15 protein-coding genes are annotated in these 18,474 nt (G+C 55.3%); all 15 read right to left on the reverse strand.

What is annotated here, in order from left to right; genetic code table 11:
• Positions 1-8: 8 nt before the first annotated feature.
• The 15 genes from MIM_RS17200 to MIM_RS17270 all read right to left on the reverse strand — a co-directional run bounded on the left by MIM_RS17200 (position 9) and on the right by MIM_RS17270 (position 18,398).
• Positions 9-731: an ABC transporter ATP-binding protein gene (locus MIM_RS17200; RefSeq protein WP_025373998.1), complete on the reverse strand. Its 723-nt coding sequence runs from the start codon at positions 729-731 to the stop codon at positions 9-11.
• Positions 728-2,524 carry a branched-chain amino acid ABC transporter ATP-binding protein/permease gene (locus MIM_RS17205; protein ID WP_025373999.1) on the reverse strand — a complete coding sequence of 599 codons (1,797 nt, stop codon included), beginning with the start codon at positions 2,522-2,524 and terminating at the stop codon, positions 728-730. The genes MIM_RS17200 and MIM_RS17205 overlap by 4 nt, the downstream gene beginning before the upstream one ends.
• Positions 2,521-3,576, reverse strand: a complete 1,056-nt coding sequence (locus MIM_RS17210; protein ID WP_025374000.1) for a branched-chain amino acid ABC transporter permease — start codon at positions 3,574-3,576, stop codon at positions 2,521-2,523. The genes MIM_RS17205 and MIM_RS17210 overlap by 4 nt, the downstream gene beginning before the upstream one ends.
• Positions 3,577-3,639: 63 nt before the next feature.
• On the reverse strand, positions 3,640-4,809 hold the full coding sequence (locus MIM_RS17215; protein WP_025374001.1) for an ABC transporter substrate-binding protein: 1,170 nt from the start codon (positions 4,807-4,809) through the stop codon (positions 3,640-3,642).
• Positions 4,810-4,872: 63 nt separating this feature from the next.
• The gene (locus MIM_RS17220; protein WP_025374002.1) at positions 4,873-6,024 is read right to left on the reverse strand and encodes an ABC transporter substrate-binding protein; all 1,152 of its coding nucleotides are present in this window, start codon (positions 6,022-6,024) and stop codon (positions 4,873-4,875) included.
• 88 nt (positions 6,025-6,112) lie between these two features.
• The gene (locus MIM_RS17225; RefSeq protein ID WP_042070495.1) at positions 6,113-6,844 is read right to left on the reverse strand and encodes an SDR family NAD(P)-dependent oxidoreductase; all 732 of its coding nucleotides are present in this window, start codon (positions 6,842-6,844) and stop codon (positions 6,113-6,115) included.
• A 73-nt stretch (positions 6,845-6,917) separates the two neighbouring features.
• Positions 6,918-7,694 carry a cyclase family protein gene (locus tag MIM_RS17230; protein ID WP_025374004.1) on the reverse strand — a complete coding sequence of 259 codons (777 nt, stop codon included), beginning with the start codon at positions 7,692-7,694 and terminating at the stop codon, positions 6,918-6,920.
• Positions 7,695-7,714: 20 nt separating this feature from the next.
• Entirely contained in the window at positions 7,715-8,962 is a 1,248-nt protein-coding gene (locus MIM_RS17235) for an SDR family NAD(P)-dependent oxidoreductase (RefSeq protein WP_025374005.1), read from the reverse strand.
• A complete protein-coding gene (locus MIM_RS17240; RefSeq protein ID WP_025374006.1) occupies positions 8,959-10,134 on the reverse strand; it encodes a thiolase family protein in 1,176 nt (391 codons plus the stop codon). Before MIM_RS17240 ends, MIM_RS17235 begins: the two co-directional genes overlap by 4 nt.
• Positions 10,131-11,771 (reverse strand): AMP-binding protein, encoded by a 1,641-nt coding sequence (locus tag MIM_RS17245; protein ID WP_407638122.1) that lies wholly within the window; start codon positions 11,769-11,771, stop codon positions 10,131-10,133. The genes MIM_RS17240 and MIM_RS17245 overlap by 4 nt, the downstream gene beginning before the upstream one ends.
• 7 nt (positions 11,772-11,778) lie before the next feature.
• Positions 11,779-12,264 carry an aromatic-ring-hydroxylating dioxygenase subunit beta gene (locus tag MIM_RS17250; protein ID WP_025374008.1) on the reverse strand — a complete coding sequence of 162 codons (486 nt, stop codon included), beginning with the start codon at positions 12,262-12,264 and terminating at the stop codon, positions 11,779-11,781.
• A complete protein-coding gene (locus tag MIM_RS17255) occupies positions 12,261-13,613 on the reverse strand; it encodes an aromatic ring-hydroxylating dioxygenase subunit alpha (protein WP_025374009.1) in 1,353 nt (450 codons plus the stop codon). Before MIM_RS17255 ends, MIM_RS17250 begins: the two co-directional genes overlap by 4 nt.
• Before the next feature lie 83 nt (positions 13,614-13,696).
• Entirely contained in the window at positions 13,697-14,695 is a 999-nt protein-coding gene (locus MIM_RS17260) for a PDR/VanB family oxidoreductase (protein WP_245592764.1), read from the reverse strand.
• The gene (locus MIM_RS17265) at positions 14,692-16,230 is read right to left on the reverse strand and encodes an indolepyruvate oxidoreductase subunit beta family protein (protein WP_025374011.1); all 1,539 of its coding nucleotides are present in this window, start codon (positions 16,228-16,230) and stop codon (positions 14,692-14,694) included. The genes MIM_RS17260 and MIM_RS17265 overlap by 4 nt, the downstream gene beginning before the upstream one ends.
• Positions 16,227-18,398, reverse strand: coding sequence for an indolepyruvate ferredoxin oxidoreductase subunit alpha (locus MIM_RS17270; protein WP_025374012.1), 2,172 nt, complete (start codon positions 18,396-18,398; stop codon positions 16,227-16,229). Before MIM_RS17270 ends, MIM_RS17265 begins: the two co-directional genes overlap by 4 nt.
• Positions 18,399-18,474: the final 76 nt, after the last annotated feature.

Raw genomic sequence — 18,474 nt, forward strand, 5'->3', positions numbered from 1 at the left:
CCTTGCCGCTACTGTTGCCCGCCGCCCAGATATAGCTGGATGATCCGGGGATCGTCCAGCAATTGCGCTGCCGCTCCTTCAAGCGCAATTTCACCGGTTTCCAGCACATAACCGAAGTCGGAGATCTGCAAGGCAGCGCGGGCATTCTGTTCAATCAGCAGTACCGATACACCATCGTCACGCAGGCTGGCTACCATTTGCAAAATGTCCCGAACGATCAGCGGCGCCAGCCCTAGACTCGGCTCATCCAGCATCAATAGCCTGGGAGAGGACATGAGCGCCCTGCCCAGCGCCAGCATTTGCCGTTCACCGCCCGAGAGCGTGTAGGCCTTCTGTTTTTTTCTCTCATGTAGCCGCGGGAAGCGGGCATAAACGTTATCTAACCGCACACGCACAGCCGTCCTGTCTGCCCGTTTTGCATAGGCACCCAGCAACAAATTTTCATAGACGCTCATTTCCCCGAACAGTTCGCGCTGCTCCGGCACCAGACAGATGCCTTGTTCAACACGGCTTTCCACATCAATGTGCTGCAGATCGACCCCATCATAGGTCACGACGCCCTGTGAAGGGCGCAACCCCATCAACGCGGACAACAGCGTGGTCTTGCCTGCGCCGTTAGGCCCGATGACAGAAACAATGCTGCCGTCCGGCACCTGCAGCGAGACGTCCCGAACCGCCGCCACATGACCATAGGAAACACTCAGTCCCGATACATTCAGCATGCTAGTCATTCGCCGGTTCCTCCCAGGTAGGCATCCTGCACTTTTTTATCGGCACGCACCTGCTGTGGCGACCCTTCGATCAGCTTGGCGCCGAAATTCATCACAACCAGCCGATCCACCAGTTTCATCACAAAATCCATATCGTGTTCGACAATCAGGATGGTCAGTCCTTCAGCCTTCAATTGGCGCAACAGCGTGGCCAACACTTCCTTTTCATGCTTGCGCAGACCGGCCGCCGGTTCGTCCAGAATCAGCAATACAGGATCAGATGCCAGCGCCCGGGCAATTTCCAGTATCCGCTGAAGCCCCAACGGCAACTTGCCCGCCGGCGTATACTCGCTGCCTTCAAGACCGATCCGCTGCAACTGTTTATAGGCCTGATCCAGAATACGATTTTCTTCAGCCCGATTCAGCCCCAGGCCCGAACGTATAAACCCAGCCGAGCCTCTCATATTGGCACCAAGTGCAACGCTATCGAGCACGCTCATGGCGGGCCGCAATTTGACATGCTGGAAGGTCCTGGCCACACCCATACGAGCAATCTGTCGCTGTGATTTGTGCGTCACGTCCTCGCCCAGAAAATGGATACGCCCTTCTGTTTTCCCTAATACACCTGTAATAAGGTTAAACATGGTGGACTTACCTGCCCCATTGGGGCCGATCAAGCCGACGATTTCACCTGCGGTCACGGTAAAGCTGACATTATTGACGGCAACCAGTCCGCCAAAACGGCGCACAACGCCGTCTACGCTCAGCACTTGAGTGCCTGCCGCCAGCGGCGCCCTTTCGGTCAGGGGGGGTTCACCCGAGGGTTGATAGCGTTTTTTATCGGCCGTCACACTTTGCTGCGACACACGCTTGCGTTTGGCAACGAACGACATGATGCCGCCTCGAGCGAAATGCAAGAGCAGAATAAAGAGCGCACTGAATACGATTGCCTCAAGCTGACCGCCTCGGGACGATACCAAGGGGAGAACATCCTGAATGTAATTTTTAGAAATCAGCACCCCGGCTGCGCCCACGAGTGCTCCCGACAAAAAGCCGACTCCGCCCAAAATAGCCATCAGCAGATAATTGATACTGGCGTGCAGATCAAACGGCGAAGGGCTTACAAAGCGGTTCATATGCGCATAAAGCCACCCGGCCAATGCCGCAAATACGGCGGCTGTAACGAACAGTTTAAGCCTGACCACGAACGCATCTTCACCCACACTGGCCAGCAGAACAGAACCACCACGCAAACTGCGGATGACCCGGCCTGCCCTGGATCGCAGCAAGTAATATGAAAACAGCAGCGCAAGCCCCACCAGCAGCCATATGAGGTAATACATCTGCAATGGACTGAGAAGCGCAACATTACCCAGTGAAACCGGCGGAATATTGGTAATGCCGGTATTGCGGCCCAGCATGTCCATATTGCCGAACAATAGCGAAATTGACAGGCCCCAGGCGATGGTACTCAGGGGCAAAAAATGACCGCCCAGCCGCAGCGTAATGCAACCGATAATCAATGCACACGTGGCTGTAATCAGAATCGCCGCCAGCAGTCCCATCCATGCGGATAGATCAAAGTGAGTGGTCAGATAGGCGGTGGTATAAGCGGCAACACCTACAAAAGCCGCCTGTCCAAAAGACGTTGCTCCGCCCACACCGGTCAGCAGCACCAGACCAAGTGCGACCAGTGCCCCAATGCCGATATCATTCATCAGCGAAATGCCGAACTTGCCCAGAAACCAGGGCAATCCCAGAATGAACAGCGCTCCCAATATAAATACGACGACACTGCGCAGGGACGTTTTCATTCGTCGATCTCCTCGTTGTTGTCTTCATCATGTGCGGTCAGCACTGAACGAACCATCAATACAGGAATCAACAATCCGAACACAATGACTTCCTTGAGCGCGCCATTCCAGAACGACGAAAAACTCTCCACAATACCAACGGCAAGTGATCCGATCATAGTCAGCGGATAGCTCACCAGGCCGCCGATAATGGCGCCCACAAATGCCTTGAGACCAAGCATGAATCCGGAGTCGTAATAAATGGTATTCACGGGTGAAATCAGCACCCCAATCATGCCGGCAAGCACCGAGGCGAAAAGATAGACCAGCGTCGCCGTCTTCACCGGCCGGATACCGACAATACGGGCGCCGACACGGTTAACCGAGGTTGCACGCAACGCCTTGCCGGTCAGGGTGAATTCAAAAAACAGATAGAACATGATGCTCAGCACAATGGCAACTGCAATCGTCAGCGCTAACTGCCCGCTCACCGTGACGTTGCCGAACAAAGCAATATCCAGATCGGTGAACGACTCGGTCCGAAAGCCTTCCGGTCCGAAGAACAGCAACCCCAGCCCGACAAACAGAAAGTGAATGGACAGCGAAACAATAAGCAGGATCAGCGACGAAGCATCGGCAATCGGCTGCAACGCAATGCGCGCAATCAGAGGAATAATGGGGGTCACCAAAAGCACGGCAGCCACAATCTGAAGCAACATCGAATCGTTGCGCCCGACGATCGACCATGCCAGCAGACACGGCACAAGTGGCGCTACACCCCAGCACGCAATCGCCCGAGGCACCTGCCGCCATTCATGTCTGCGGGCAAGACTGAGCAGCTCCACGACCAGCGCAACCACCGCGAGTACAATCACCAGGCCAATCGTGGGGGGCACAATACCGGCCTGCAAAGAGGCAAGGCTCAGGGCGGCGAATGCGGCCACATCACCAAAGGGCACAAAGATGACCCGGGTAACGGAAAATACCATTACCAGTCCGATACCTGCCAGCAGGTAGACGGCGCCATTGGACAAACCGTCTACCGTCAGCATATAAGCCACTTCCCAATCCATTGTGTGTTCCGTCCGACGTTACTCGTTAATCTTGCGATGCGCCTGGCTTCGCTGCCCGCCCCATCATTTTTCAGGGATATATTTCCATTTGCCTTTTTCCAGACGAACCAGCACCCGGCCGCGTTCATCGCTACCGAAAGAATCGCCCTGTTTGAAGGTATAGACGCCGTGCGTACCGGCCACTTGCGTGCCCGACATGATGGCATCGCGCAGACCCGCTCTGAACTCGGGGGTGCCCGGCCTGGCCTTGCCCTCAGCGATGACTTTTTTGGCGGCCTCTGCTGCAATCAGCCAGGCATCAAAGGCATAAGCAGAATAGGCATCGGTCGACGGCTTGCCATTGGTTTTTTGAAAAACCTCATGAAACCTGCCGGACATCTGCTTGACGGGATGATCCTCGGGCAACTGTTCCGCCACAATCACCGGCCCGGTTGGAGCAATTAGTCCTTCCGCAGAAGAACCGGCAACACGAATGAAATCAGGATTGATGAGCGAGTGCGCGCCATACAGTTTGCCTTTGTAATTCCTGTCTTTCAATGCCAGGTAAGGCAAAGCACCTGGTGTTCCCGCCCCGCCGGTCATCACGGCATCCGGGCGCTTGGCAATAATTTTCAGGACCTGCCCGTTCACCGATGAATCAGATCGTGCAAATCGTTCATTGGTCACAACTTTGATGCCGGCCGTGTCCGCTTCCTTGACCAGGTTGTCGTACACCAAATCACCCCAGGCGTCGGAAAAGCCAATATACCCAACCGTTTTGACGCCATCGCGTTTCATCTGACCCACTACGGCGCTGATCATCAACCGGGCCGACTGTGCCGTTGTCACATACCAGGCGGCATTCTCTCCCGTAGTACTGGCCGGGCTGATGCCGATCAGCGCGGTTTCCGCTTCGCGCGCGACCGGCAGGGCCGCAAGCGTTGCCGGCACATTGGATGATCCGATCAGAATATCAACCTTGTTGTCCTGTGTCAGTTTCCGGGCATTGCGTGCTGCGCTCGATGGGTCGGTGGCATCGTCCAGCACAATCAGCTCAAGCTTATTGCCGTCAACATCAGGAATCATCGCCTGCCCTGCCTTGGCACCCTGCTCATAGGGAATGCCGATGGACGAACCCGGTCCGGTTAGCGCCGTGATGAGTCCGACCTTGATGGTATCGGCATGTGCAAGACCAAATGATCCCACGCCACTCAGAATGCCGATCAGTACCGCCTGTTTAAGCCGATGTTGCATTTTATTCTCCTGATTTTCCGTATGGATCGGCCCGGTCGCACTCGGGTCGGACCGAGAACCTGTTTACTCGTTTTCCAGCTTCCATTTACCACCCAGCAAGCGAACTACAACTCGTGCCCGTTCATCCGTGCCGAAAGGGCTCCCGCGCTTATAGTTATATACACCATGCGTTCCCGCCAACTCATGTGTCCTGAAAATGGCCTCCATCACTGCCTGTCGATAAGCAGGTGTTCCCGGTTCTGCGTGTGCCTGTGCCTCAGCAGTTGCCGACACGAGCAACAGCCATGCGTCATAGGACCATGCAGAAAATACGTCTGGCGTGCCCTTGGGGAACGCCGCAGCAAATGCATCGCGGTAGGCCAGTGCCACTCTCTTTACCGGATTGGCATCCGGTAACTGCTCCGCAACCGTCACCGGACCGGTAGGCGCAAGAATATCGTCGCCCGCCCTACCTACAACACGAATGAAATCGCTATTGATCAAACCGTGCGTACCATAGACCTTGCCCTTGTAGCCGAGCTTTTTCAGTTCCAGGTAGGGTAGCGCCGCCGGCGTACCCGAGGTTCCCGCCAAAATGGCATCGGGCTTTCTAGCGCGGATTTTCAACATCTGGCCAGTGACCGATGCATCCGTGCGTGAATAACGTTCGTCATTTAGCAGTTCTATCCCAACCTGTGCCGCGTGCTTTTTCAATGCGTCATAGGCCAGATCCCCCCATGCATCCGAAAACCCAATATAGGACACGGTTTTCACGCCATGGGCTTTCATGTGATCGACCACCGCATTGATCATCAATTCGGTTGGCTGAGCGACACTCACCATCCATTCAGCCGTGGCCGGCGACACATTGGCAACCGGCGAGATGGCAATGAATGGGACCTTGCTTTCGTTTGCTACGGCGGCGATGGCCATGGTACCCGGCACGCCCGACGTTCCCATCAGCACATCCACCTGGTCCTCATTGATCAGCTTGCGGGCATTGCGCGCTGCGGTAGCGGGATCAGACGCATCATCCAGACGGATTAATTTGATATCGGCATCTGCCGATTTTCCTATCGCCTTGTGCCCGGCTATCACGCCATTGGCATACGGAATCCCGAGAGACGAAATGGGCCCAGACAATGACGAAATAAATCCGACCGTGACGGTTTTTGCAAACGTTGCCGCCGAGGTACACATACCGACAGCAAAGACAATCGTTGACAGCAGCCTCATTGTTCCTCCTGTTTGATCAACATGAAAACAAGCGATCAAAAAAATGAATATCGAGCTTCAGACAATCACACCTGAAATACGCCGAACCTTAAATCGTAATCGAGCCGATACTGCTGCCCCCGCACACATACAGCACCTGTCCGGTCACAAAGCCGGCGGCAGCACCGCAAAAAAATGTCACCGCCTGGGCAACGTCATCCGGCAGGCCGATACGCCCCACCGGAATGGCCGCAGCCAGTGATTGCTCGCGCTGGCTGCCCGCTTCAATCACGTCGTAAAACATATCCGACGCTATCGGGCCGGGCGCCACCACATTGACCGTGATGCCAAATCCAGCCAGCTCCAGCGCCCAGGTCCTGCCCATTCCGATCATGCCGGCCTTGGTCGCTGCGTACGCAGTGCGTGTCTGCAAGCCGAGCGCGCCACGAGATGAAATGAGTACAATGCGCCCGTATTTTTTTTTCTTCATTGACGGAATAAAAGCCTGGGTCAGTGCCAGCGCACTGGTCAAATGCAACTGTGCAAGCGCATCCATATCTTCATCGCTCACCTGCTCAAGCAGATTGGGACGGATTACCCCGGCGTTATGCACAAAATGCGTCACCGGATAGCCGGCTGCCAGCTCGCGCGCGACCTCCCGGACGGCCTTGCGGTCAAGCAGATCCACGCACCTGCTCTGCAACCGGGGGTGGCTGAAGTCGGGCGCTCGTCGCGCCAGCGAAATCACTTCCATACCTTGCTCAAGTAAAGAAGTGCATATGGCAGCACCGATACCCGCGCTACCTCCCGTTACGACTGCGACTTCGCGTTCTATCGCCATTGATTTCTCCGTAAATCCCTATGCATGTCATCCGTCATGATTTCCTGCTGTACACCCTCGTGTTGGCATACCGCTACTGTTCCACCAATGCCAGTACGCGCAAGGGGCTACCCGAACCGCGACGAATTTTCAGGGGAGCAGAAAAGATCATTGCGCCAACTGCGGGAAGCTGATCCAGATTGGTCATGCACTGTAAACCATACCGATTATTGCCGTGCATGTAATAGTGGCATGGGAATGGCGGATCCAGATGCTGCGCCTGGCCTGCATCCGTGCCGACCGATTCGGTCCCAAAGCCGTGCACATCGCGCTCGCGAATTAACCATGGCACCACCTCGGCATCCGGCCCCGGCGAATGCGCCCCGTCCTCCTGCATATTCAGATACGCTGCGGGCTTTTCCCGTTTGGACCAATCAGTACGCATAAACACCCAGGAGCGAGCTGCAATCCTGCCGTGCTCTTTTTCCCATTCGAGCACTTTGTCGATCGTCAGCAGATAATCGGCGGAAACGGCCGACTCGGCAGAACAATCAATGACGCAGGCATGGGCAATAAACGCCTGCGGATCAATGGTATCCACAGTATTGTCCGGCTGGTCTTTGCCACTAACCCAATGCGCAGGCGCATCAAAATGGGTACCTGTGTGCTCGGAGCAGGAAAAGTTGTTCCAGTACCAACCCGGGCCACGCTCATCGTAACGTGAGATTTCCTCAATGCGAAACGGCCATGCCTGTCCCATTTCCGGAGGAAGCACAATCGTCGGAAACTCCGGTGTCAACGTTTCCGTCAAATCAACAATCTTTATTTTTCCCGAGGCAAGTGCGCCCATGAGTTCTACCAATACCGTCATTGCTTTCTCCCTTGTCAATCTCAATTGCCGCTTGCCAGTTCACGTTCCAGCGCCTTGGCATTACTACGCAACCGTTCCCTGATGTCATTTGCCACGTCACCAACGTAAACATCTTCCAGCCCGTTTGCCAAGCCCTGCACAATCTGTCGGGCAATCTGGGCCGGTGCGACCCGTGGTGGGGGTGTCGTCTGTTCCCATTCGTAATCCACCGGACCGGTAAATACGTTCATGACTCTGATGCCGACCGTTTGTAACTCTGCACGCAGACAATGGGACAAAGACAAGCCACCTGCCTGAGCAGCAGACCAGACCCCGCGGCTGGGCAAGCTCGCCAGGGCATGAATGGAAAATATATTGACCCATGCCGAGGCGCTGTTAGCACCATCGGCCGCCCGGCCCGCCATCGCTCCGCCAAATGTCTGAGCCAGGCGCAGCAACCCCAGGCAACTCACATTGAACATGTCGCTTGCTGTGCTGACATTGTTGGTGCCCAGCATGCCCCCGTCTCGCAACAGGTCTGCCGTATTGATCAGTACATCTACCTTGCCGCCAATTTCTGCCGCCACCCGCTCCAGCGAATCGCTATCGGTCACGTCCATGGCATGAACCTGGATCCTGCTATCGGCCAGCAGGCTATTGAACGCGGCACAAGGTCGCCATGGTTGTTGGTCACCGACAAAAATGATCGATGCATCGGTCTGCAGCAACGCCCCTATCATGGCCATCCCCAATGCCGACTTACCGTCAGTCACCAGCACACGTCGGAACTTCACATCATTGGTCATTTCTCGCATCATCGGATCATCCAGGTAATGAGGGGGTAACACCGGGGGTAAGGCAAACAAGGCGGCGTTGCCGCTTCTGTCCAGTTTCATTTCCAGTTGCACCGGCGTACCCTCTTCGCAGGCAGGATGCACATGAGCGATCACTACCGGGCCAGCTGTCATATGCACCGTACCAATGCGCCAGGGCAAACGCTCCCTGAAATACACATCATTACTGTGATGCAGCACCGTTGTAGCCACTAGTGTGGCGCGGCGATCCACTTCAGACCACTGCAGCCGATGCGACAGACAGTACCCACACACATCGCGCGGTGGATACTGAATCTTGCTGCATTCCTGACACACTTGTAATTCAAATCTGCCTTCCGCTGCCGCTCGCGTCATGCCATGAAAAGTACGGCTGCGCGCTGCCGCAGGCAAGGTTGGCTGGCGCGTGCGCTCAACTGGATTCTTTCTTGCCGGCTTGCGTAAAGGGACTGTCATGCCGACGCTCCACTTTGCAGGATCGCAGCTGCCGTACACAGACCACGATCGTAATTGATCATTCCAAATCCACTGACCATGCCGATGCGCGCATTGGCAATCTGCGTCCTGTCTGCCCGTCCGGTCAACTGCCTGATAGCCTCGTTCATGCCCAGCGTGCCTCCAGCCGCACCTGCCTGTCCCACAGACAATTGCCCACCGCAAGTATTGAGCGGGCAGGAACCATCCACGGTAAACGAGTGAGTACGAACAAATTCAGGACCGGCACCTGCCTCGCAAAAGCCCAGATTTTCCAGCTGCATCATATTGATCACCGGATAATCATCATAGGCCTGCAAAAAATCCATCTCTTCTACGCCAACGCCGGCCTGCTCGTACAACGAATCTCTGTCCAATGTCCAGCCGCCACGCGACTGAATCACATCATCCGGCCAGCCGTTATGTCTTTCAATGGTGCCCAGCACGCGCACAAAGGCAAGACCAAGCCGGCGCGCCTGCGCCTCACTCATCACCAGAAACGCTTCAGCACCCGCACAGGGCATAACGCAATCGAACAGATGAATCGGCTCGGTGATGGGACGGGCCTGTAAATACTGTTGCATAGTGAGCGGCTTTTTCATCAGCGCATACGGATAGCGCAATGCATTGTCACGCTGAGCCACACACAATTTTCCAAAGTCCTCTCGTGTTGCACCGCTAGTGTTCATATAGTGGCGGGTGAGCAACGCGAAGCTGGCATTCGGTCCGCCTGCACCGTATGGATAGGTAGCGTCTTGCGCGAAACGGGAAAACTGTCCAAGCGTCCTGCGAAAGGAGTCAACATGATTGGTATCACCGGTGATCACGGCAACAACACTGGCATCACCCGCCTGTACGGCCCGTGCCGCACGGCGCAACGCCACTACGGCGCTGGCGCCCCCCATTGGGATATGATCCAGCCAGCGCGGTGACACACCGAAATGCTGGGTCAGGCCCACGGCAGAATCGGGTCCCAGACTAAAGCTGGACACGCACAGGCCGTCAACTGCAGACAAAGGCAGGCCAGTGCCATCAAGCAGTCCTTTTAATGCGCGTCCAAGCCAGTAATGGGCACTCTCGATAGAATACCTGACATACGGTACCGTAACGGGCATGGTCAGCACCACGCCCTCGTAGGATGCAGGCCGGCTCATGCCCGTCCCCCCGGCTTTTTCAGATGGCAGGTATTGATCGCCTGACCGCCGGAAACCAGTTCAAATGCCAATTGACGCAAGGCGCCACGCTGAATTTTGTTAGTGGCGGTCAGGGGAAGCTCACTGACAAAACTCACATAGCCCGGCACCTTGTAATAAGCCAGTTGCGATAAGGACCAGATCACCAATTCACTCGCCAGCTGCGCGGGATCACTCCGGTCCGGTACAGCAGACGACAGAACGACGCACGCCAGCACTTCATCTCCCCTAACCTCATCAGGCACAGCAGCGACAGACACCGCCTGCACCATAGGATGGCGTGCTAATGCCCCTTCCACCTCGACTGCAGCAATGTTTTCGCCGCTACGGCGGATCACATTCTTCTTGCGATCAACAAAAACCAGATAGCCGGCCTCATTCCTGCGCACGATATCCCCGGTTTTAAACCAGCCCTCGTGCCAGGCTGCTTGCGTGGCTGCCGTATCTTTCAGGTAGTGTGAGAAAAAGCCGAAGCGAGGATTATCACCAGCGTGACACACCCAAAGCTCGCCCTGCTCGCCCGCTTTAACCTCGTCACCTTGTTCATCAACAATGCGAACGCTGACGTCATCCCCTTCAATCCCGATACAGCTGGTACCCACAAAGCGAGGTTCCCGGTTTGCCATAATGACCGCGCCGGCGCCGGTTTCTGTCATCGCCCAGGCCTCCAATAGCGGAAAACCAAAACGCTGTTCAAAGTTTGCATGAAGCTTTTGATCGACCCCGGCACCAAAACCGAAACGAACACAATGTTCCCGGTCTTGCGAAGAGGCTGGCAGCTTGTCCAGTATGGCAGGCATCACACCCAGGTAATGGACAATCGTTGCACCACTGTCTTTAACCGATAGCCACCAGGAGCGGGGATGAAACCGATCCAGCAGAATCAGACAACCTGCACTGAGCACCATCGCCATGACCGAATAGGCCATCGCATTCATATGCACAAGTGGCAAGGGCGTCAACATGCGTTCTTCACCCTTGCGGATTTCAGCCAACCCGCCAGTTTGCGCGTACCACTGGCCGGCATGTAGAAAATACAGATTAGACAAGACACAGCCCTTGGGTTGCCCTGTTGTTCCCGAGGTATAAAGCAAGGCACACTCTGTATCCAGTTTTGGCCCGGAGTAATCACGTTTGTCATTGCGTCGCACCGGCGGCGACTCCTCAGGTGATATAACGGGTACGGAAAATCCTGCAGCGGCGCCGGCTTCTCGCAACAGACTCTGATGGCTTTCAATAGCAACGACAAGACACACTTCGGAATGGCTGAGCAGATACTGTAGCTCTGCCAGACGCAGATCCGCGTTCACGGGAACGACCGAGACACCCAGCGCATTCAGGGCGAACCAGTGCAGAAAGAACGACAGCCGATTTTCCAGCAGCAATGCCACCCGATCTCCCGACGCATAGCCCGCCGAACGGTAGGCATCACGCCATTGATGCACCTGCGCCAATACCTGGCCATAGCTGAACTGGCCAGCACGGGTTCCATATTTCTGGGCGGTCTCTGGCAATACCAGCAGAAAGGGCTTGTCCGGGTTGGCCTTTGCGGTCTGTGCAAAGGCATCGTAAACAGTTTGGGCGATCTGAGGAGTCACTGGGCGCTCACATAAACAGCTGAATGCTGCCAAAGGCGGCATCGGGGTTAACCAGCTCAACTTTTTTCAAACGAATGCGCAAAACATCTGCTTCATTTACCAGTGTGTGCGTTGACCACCCCGCGTACAAGCGCTGATCGTCCTGGCGAGTCTCGATATAATGAAACGCCGTGCGCACCACATAAATGCCATTCTCCGGATCGTGCGCCGGATCATCATGGCTGATCTGTGGTCGCTGCAGCAGATGATGGCAATAGCTCACCGGCTGCTGCGAAAACGTACGTTTCCCGGTCAACCGCTCGACCCGAACTTTAAGCAACAGCTTATCTTCGTACATCAACGATGACTGTAAGCGCGTTTCGGTTTGCCCGCGTTGCAGGGGCATCCAGTAATAACCGTCATCGGTAAAGAGCGCTACCCACTGGTCCAGACGCAGCTCATCAATCAGCCGGGCCTCCTGGTAAACGAAATCGATCACATCCTGTTCATTCATATGCCAACCCCTTCATTCTGTGCAGGCTTGATAAACCGCAGCCAGGTCCGATACTGATTGCGCATCTGCCATTCGCTGGTGCCCTGAGTGACAACGTTGCGTTGCCCTGCCTCTGCCGGATCATACAAACGAGCAAAATTGACCCACTCGTGGCTGCGCGCATGCAACACTTCCTGCGATCGCTCATACATTTCCAGGTCGTCATGCCCGACGACAGAAGTGGGCGCATTGATCAGCCGGTTGTACATCAGGCTGCGCTCAAACAGCAGATCGGGCGCGCCCACCAGCCGGAATGTCCAGGATTCCACCATTGTGGTGCCGGCAGAAAGCGGTTTGAACAGGCGCAACGTTTGTATGGGCCCCTTGACCAGAATATTGGGAAAATAGACTGTGTTGTGGCGGACGTCGCCCAGAATTTGAGCCGCGCGCTCCTCGCCATAGGCCGCGCTCATGGCATCCCAGTAGCCCGGAATATCCGAATAGGCAGCGTGAATTGAATCGCTCACACCGGTATGACCGTGACCGTTCTCCCATACCTGAATACCCATTTTGTCAAAAAATTCGTACGACGACATAAAGGGTGCGAAAAGTTCCACCGCCATCGGTTTAGGTGTCCCTGCCGGCGCCTCTTCCCATACATGCACAGCCGTGCCGGCCGATGATTCATGCGCCACCATGGGGTGACAGGTGTCGGTCTGATTGTCCACCAGCATTTTCCAATTGCATTTGTGAACATAGCGAAAAATCCCACCCTCGACCTGCAGCTTTCCCGTAGGTGAGCGGTCAATCATATTGTCAATTGTGGACAGCGATTCTCCGAAGAAATCCTCAAAAGACACGCCTTCACTGTTCAGTCTGCAAAAAATGAACCCGCGGTAGTCGTGCACATTGTCAACCGCAACCATCCCTTTGGCGGCATCGCAGGTATCAAGCCCGGCATTTTCGTAACCGCTTTTGAGTGGGATCGCCAGAATTTTTCCATCAGTGCGGAATGTCCACGCATGATAGGGACAGCGAAAGAATTTCCCGGTATTGCCACAGACATCACCTGCCACTTTCACTCCGCGATGGGGGCAGCGATTATAGAGTACCTTGATGGATTTATCGGTGTGACGCACCATCACAACCGGCTCATTGCCTACCGTTGTCGTATAGTAGTCACCTACATTCGGTATCTGGCTTTCATGGCCCACAAAAACCCAGGTGGACGCAAAAAGATTCGCCATTTCCAGATCGAAGACGTCTTCGTCAATATAAAGATCCCGGTGCACCTCGCGCTCGCGTACCAGCGCCTGCACCGCCTCAGGATTCTGTTTGTAATTGTTCGCAGACTTTCCGGCTGACATCATCGTTTACTCCATCAGAAATATTTTTCTTCCACTACTGCATGACAATTGTCATTGCAAACAGGCTAACTGCCATGTTGGTGCCTTTACAAATCAAGCACTAAAACCGCCGATTTCGACCGTGATACGCAGATCTGCATCAGCTTGCCTTCCGCCTTCTCGGCATCGGACAACACATAATCGCGATGATCCGGCTCACCTTCCAGCACCCCAACCTGACACACGCCGCATTCACCACGACAGCAGTCACACAGAGGATCTTCCCCCTGCTCCTGCAATACTTCCAGAATGCTTTTGTCCGGTGGGATCTCATAGGTTTTACCCGACTGCGCCAGCCGCACCTGAAAGCTACCTGCATCCGCTCTGGCTGCCGGATTGTTGAACAGCTCGAAATGCACCCGACCTGCCGGTATTCCCTGTTGCTTTGTCATCGCCAGCACCGCGTCCAGCAGACCTGCCGGGCCACAAACATACAAATGCTGGTCGGGCTGCATAGACTGCACAAGGGCCTGAATATCCAGTTGCGAGTCCTGCTGATCCAGATGAAGCTGCAGGTTGTCTCCAGCAAAGCTCTCAAGCTCGTCGACGAGTGCCATTTGTGCCCGATCACGCCCGGCATAATGCAAATGAAAGTGCCGTCCTTCGCGCCGTAGCGAACCCGCCATGGCAAATATAGGGGTAATGCCAATACCGCCGGCCAGCAAGACGGGCGAGGCCTGATCTGCCGGATCCAGCATGAAATCATTACGGGGGATATCACTCACCAGCGTGTCTCCCACTTTCAGGGTATGCATGTAGCGAGAGCCGCCACTTCCTGCATCTTCACGCTTTACGGCGATCTCATACTGCAAATGTGTTGCATCACCGGCATTGCCATTGAGCAGCAACAGCGAATAGGCCCTGCTATCATCGGCAGCTCCCTTGATGTGAACCCGCACATGTGCGCCGGGCGTTGCGGCCGGCAACGGCAACCCATCCACATGTTCCAGCACAATCTTGCGAATCTGCCCGGTCAGGTCTACCGTTTCCTTTACGCGCAACTGGAGTGTTTCCACTTTCTTGAGTCCCCTGTTCATTACAGTCATAGAGCAGGCATGGCGGCCAATGCCGCCTGCAAACGCTCGCCCTTGACATCATTTAATGCAGCCTCGTATAACGTCTTGTACTGCGTCGCGGCATCCGTCCGTCCATCCAGTGCCTCGGCCGCTTTCATCAGTTGGCTGAACCTGCCGCTGCTGCGTGCGTGTGTATCGCTGTACCCCTTGACCAGTCGGCGCGACTGGGTCACGGTAACGGCGAACTCGTAGTCTGTCTCAAGAGCGGCTTCAATCTTTTTGGTCCAATCATCAATCGATTGCATTTCCTGCGCATGGCGTAATGTCGCCGTCCTTTTGGACCTGCGCGAAGCCAGTGCATACAGCAGCAGATAGCCGCCCAAACGGCTTGTTCTGAGATGACGACCTTTGCGGAAAAGAGTGGCCGTCCAGTTGCGCAGAAAAGAGTGTTCGATCCAGCGCCCAAGACGCTCAGGCATGGTGCCGCACACTTCTTCAAACCGCGGATGCATATAGTCTGCCACTTCCAGCATCTGTCCCTGGTCCAGACGCACTTCCCGGGATATGCGCTGCATCCGCGAATCCCGTATCTTCAGATCCGCGACCTTGATGACATCGTCATAGGCCATGGCAGTGGCCAGATAGCGCGCAAATTGCCAGGTCAGTGTCCAGCCTCGTGGCTGGCCGCCCGCGCCATTGTCCAGGGCGAGTATCTTTTCGATACGGTTCAGGTATGCATGGGCATAATCGGCATCCTGAAAATCAAGCAAATGCCTCAAGCCCGCCAGAATGACCGGCTGCAGCGCGACAGGAAATCGTGAGCGCAGATTGTCCAGCAGCTTTTGCCCGTCCGCTGTTCCGGCCTTCTCCGGCAGTGCCGGGAAACGCGCACTGGCAGTCTTGGTATCCTGCTGCATCCGGGCCGAGCGGATTTCATTCCAGCCGGCATCAAACGCCGCCAAGCTCGAATGAACACCGACATTGCCCAGTCGAATGGTCTGCTCAAATTGTTCCCGGGCGAAAGGCAGGACCGCGGTGGCGGCCAGGGCACCGAACAGGCTGGCACTGATCACGCTGCCGCAGCTTTCGGCAATACGTTGCAAATCTGCGGCATAGAAATGTTTCGCTGTATCGTTGCCTGCGGCAATGACCTGGGCCGCATCCACAATCCCGTTAGCAGGATGGCTTTTTTCGCTGATGGCATAGCTGCGGTGTACAGACGTGAGCAGCGTCGTCCGGTCCGGTGTCACAATGCCGCGTAAAATGGCGCGCCCGGCTTCCATCAGCTCGGCGCTGATCACCACATCCACATCGCCAGGCGTCGGCATTTGTGCCAGCACCGGCGGTTGCGCCATTGACCAGGGCGGAGGAAACAGCTCCACGTAATAAATGGTCGCCCCGGTGCGCTGCGCAACGCCTGGTACAGATGTGCTTTGCGCATACCAGCCGGCTCGCTCTGCCAGATCCACCAGCCAGTCTGCAAGCACACCGCCACCCTGTCCTCCCATGGCAAGAATGGCTATTTTCAGGGGTTCGGCACCCGCCGTCTGTGTTTTATCAGTCATATCGTGACTCGCTCAATCCGCTCGCGATGGCGCCGCTGGAGTTTACCGATCAGTGTGTTCCGTATCCGATTCAAAAAATGATCTTTTCTGCCAGGGTTATGAATAATATCGGCGCGATAAAAAGAAGGACACAGCACCGCCTCATGGGCGATCTCGCCGCAATGGCCGCAGCCGACACAACTGCTTTCGACATGCGCGACCGGGTCATCTTTCAGCGGATTATCATTATCTTTCAGCGTCAGCGACGGACAGCCCGAGAGCCGGATACAGGCGTGATCGCCGGAACAAATATCCTGGTCCACGCCGAACTGTTGCCGGACACGGCGCACGCCTTGCGTGACATCCTTTTTGAACGCCGGTTTCTCGCGCCGCTGCAGATTCAGCATACATTCGGACTGGGCAATAATCACCTTGGGCCCCGAGTCTGCACAGGTCAGCGCATCTTCAATGAGCGCACGCATTTTTGATACGTCATAGGTACGGTCAATCACCCTTACCCATTTGACGCCCACACCCCTGACCGCCTGTTCTATCGGATGATTGGTCGACCGGTTATCATTATCCGCCCGGGACGACAGGATATCCTGCCCGCCGGTGGCAGAGGAGTAGTAATTATCAACAATGATAATCACACCGTCATGTTTGTTATAGACGGCATTGCCAACTCCGGAAGTCAGCCCGTTATGCCAGAAACCGCCATCGCCCATGATCGAAATGGAACGCTTGCCGGCCTTCACATTGAATGCTGACGCACTGGATGCCCCCAGCCCATAACCCATGGTGGTGGCACCCAGATTAAAGGGAGGCAAAATGGAAAAAAGATGACAGCCTATATCACAGGAAATATGGTGTTCTCCAAGCTTTTCCTGTGCCAGTGTCAGCGCCGAAAACACCGGTCGCTCAGGACAACCGGTACACAGTCCCGCCGGACGCGGCGGGATAATATCGGCAAGCTGCTGGCGACGCACTGACGTAAAAACAATCGGCTGTTCAACCGTAGGTTTCGCGACCGGCTCGGCCTTTGCTGTCGACACAAGCTGCGATGGCAGGTTATCCAGAAAGTCCCGCAGACCATCCCGGATAGTCTGCACCGTATACTCACCAGCCATGGGCAGCACATCCTTGCCTGACAAGGGTGTGTTGATTCCCGCCTTGCGCAGAATGCTATGAATGTTCTGTTCAATATAGTCAGGCTGACCCTCCTCTATCAACAGCACGGCTTTTTTATTCCGGCAAAAATCCTCTACCTCGTCGCTGATCAACGGATAGACGGCATTCAATACATAGATAGGCAATTCGCTTTTGCCAAAATGATCCGCCTTTCCAAGCAGGCCCAGTGCGCGAATGGTGTTGTTGTACAAACCACCCTGCACAATAATGCCGATATCCTCGCGGTTGCCTGCAAAAAACTCGTTGACCCGATTATCCTTGAGGAATTTGACAGCGGCAGGCCAGCGATCACGCACTTTTTCCTGTTCATGTTCGTATGCCGCCGGCGGCAATACAATGCGACCGGCATCACGCCGTGGTGTTTCCAGCGCCTGCGCAAGCGTAAACGGTGGCGCTACATTGTCTTTGGCAATAAAGCGGCCGTGTACATGGCAGCCACGGATACGCACTTGATAAAACACCGGTGTACTGCTGGCTTCCGACAGGCGAAAGCCCGTCTCTACCATGTCCACCATGCAGGCAAGATTAGGGCGCGGGTCCAGCATCCACATTTGTGATTTCATGGCAAAGGCATGGGTACGTTCCTGCATGATAGAAGACCCTTCGCCATAATCTTCACCAACAATCACCAGGGCACCACCAGTCACTCCGCCCGAGGCCAGATTGGCCAGTGCATCCGAGGCGACATTCGTTCCCACGGTAGACTTCCACGTGACTGCGCCGCGTATCGGATACATCACCGATGCCGACAGCGTCGCTGCTGCTGTCGCCTCTGAAGCGCTCGATTCGAAATGAATACCCAGGTCCTTCAGGATGTCATCGGCGTCTGCCAGCACATCCATCAGATGCGAAATCGGCGCGCCCTGATAGCCGGCGACATAACCCACTCCGGACTGCAAAAGTGCCTTGGTGATGGCCAGTATGCCCTCACCACGAAACTCTTCGCCAGCGCCGATCTTGAGTGTCTGCACTTCCTTTTTAAAGGACCGCTCTGCCATTCATTTTCTCCTTTCCCTGGAAGGGAACAGGTGATCGTGGATTCAAAAAATCACAAAGATGATCAAATTGGTTTTA

The sequence above is a fragment of the Advenella mimigardefordensis DPN7 genome, from assembly GCF_000521505.1.
Lineage (GTDB): Bacteria > Pseudomonadota > Gammaproteobacteria > Burkholderiales > Burkholderiaceae_B > Advenella > Advenella mimigardefordensis.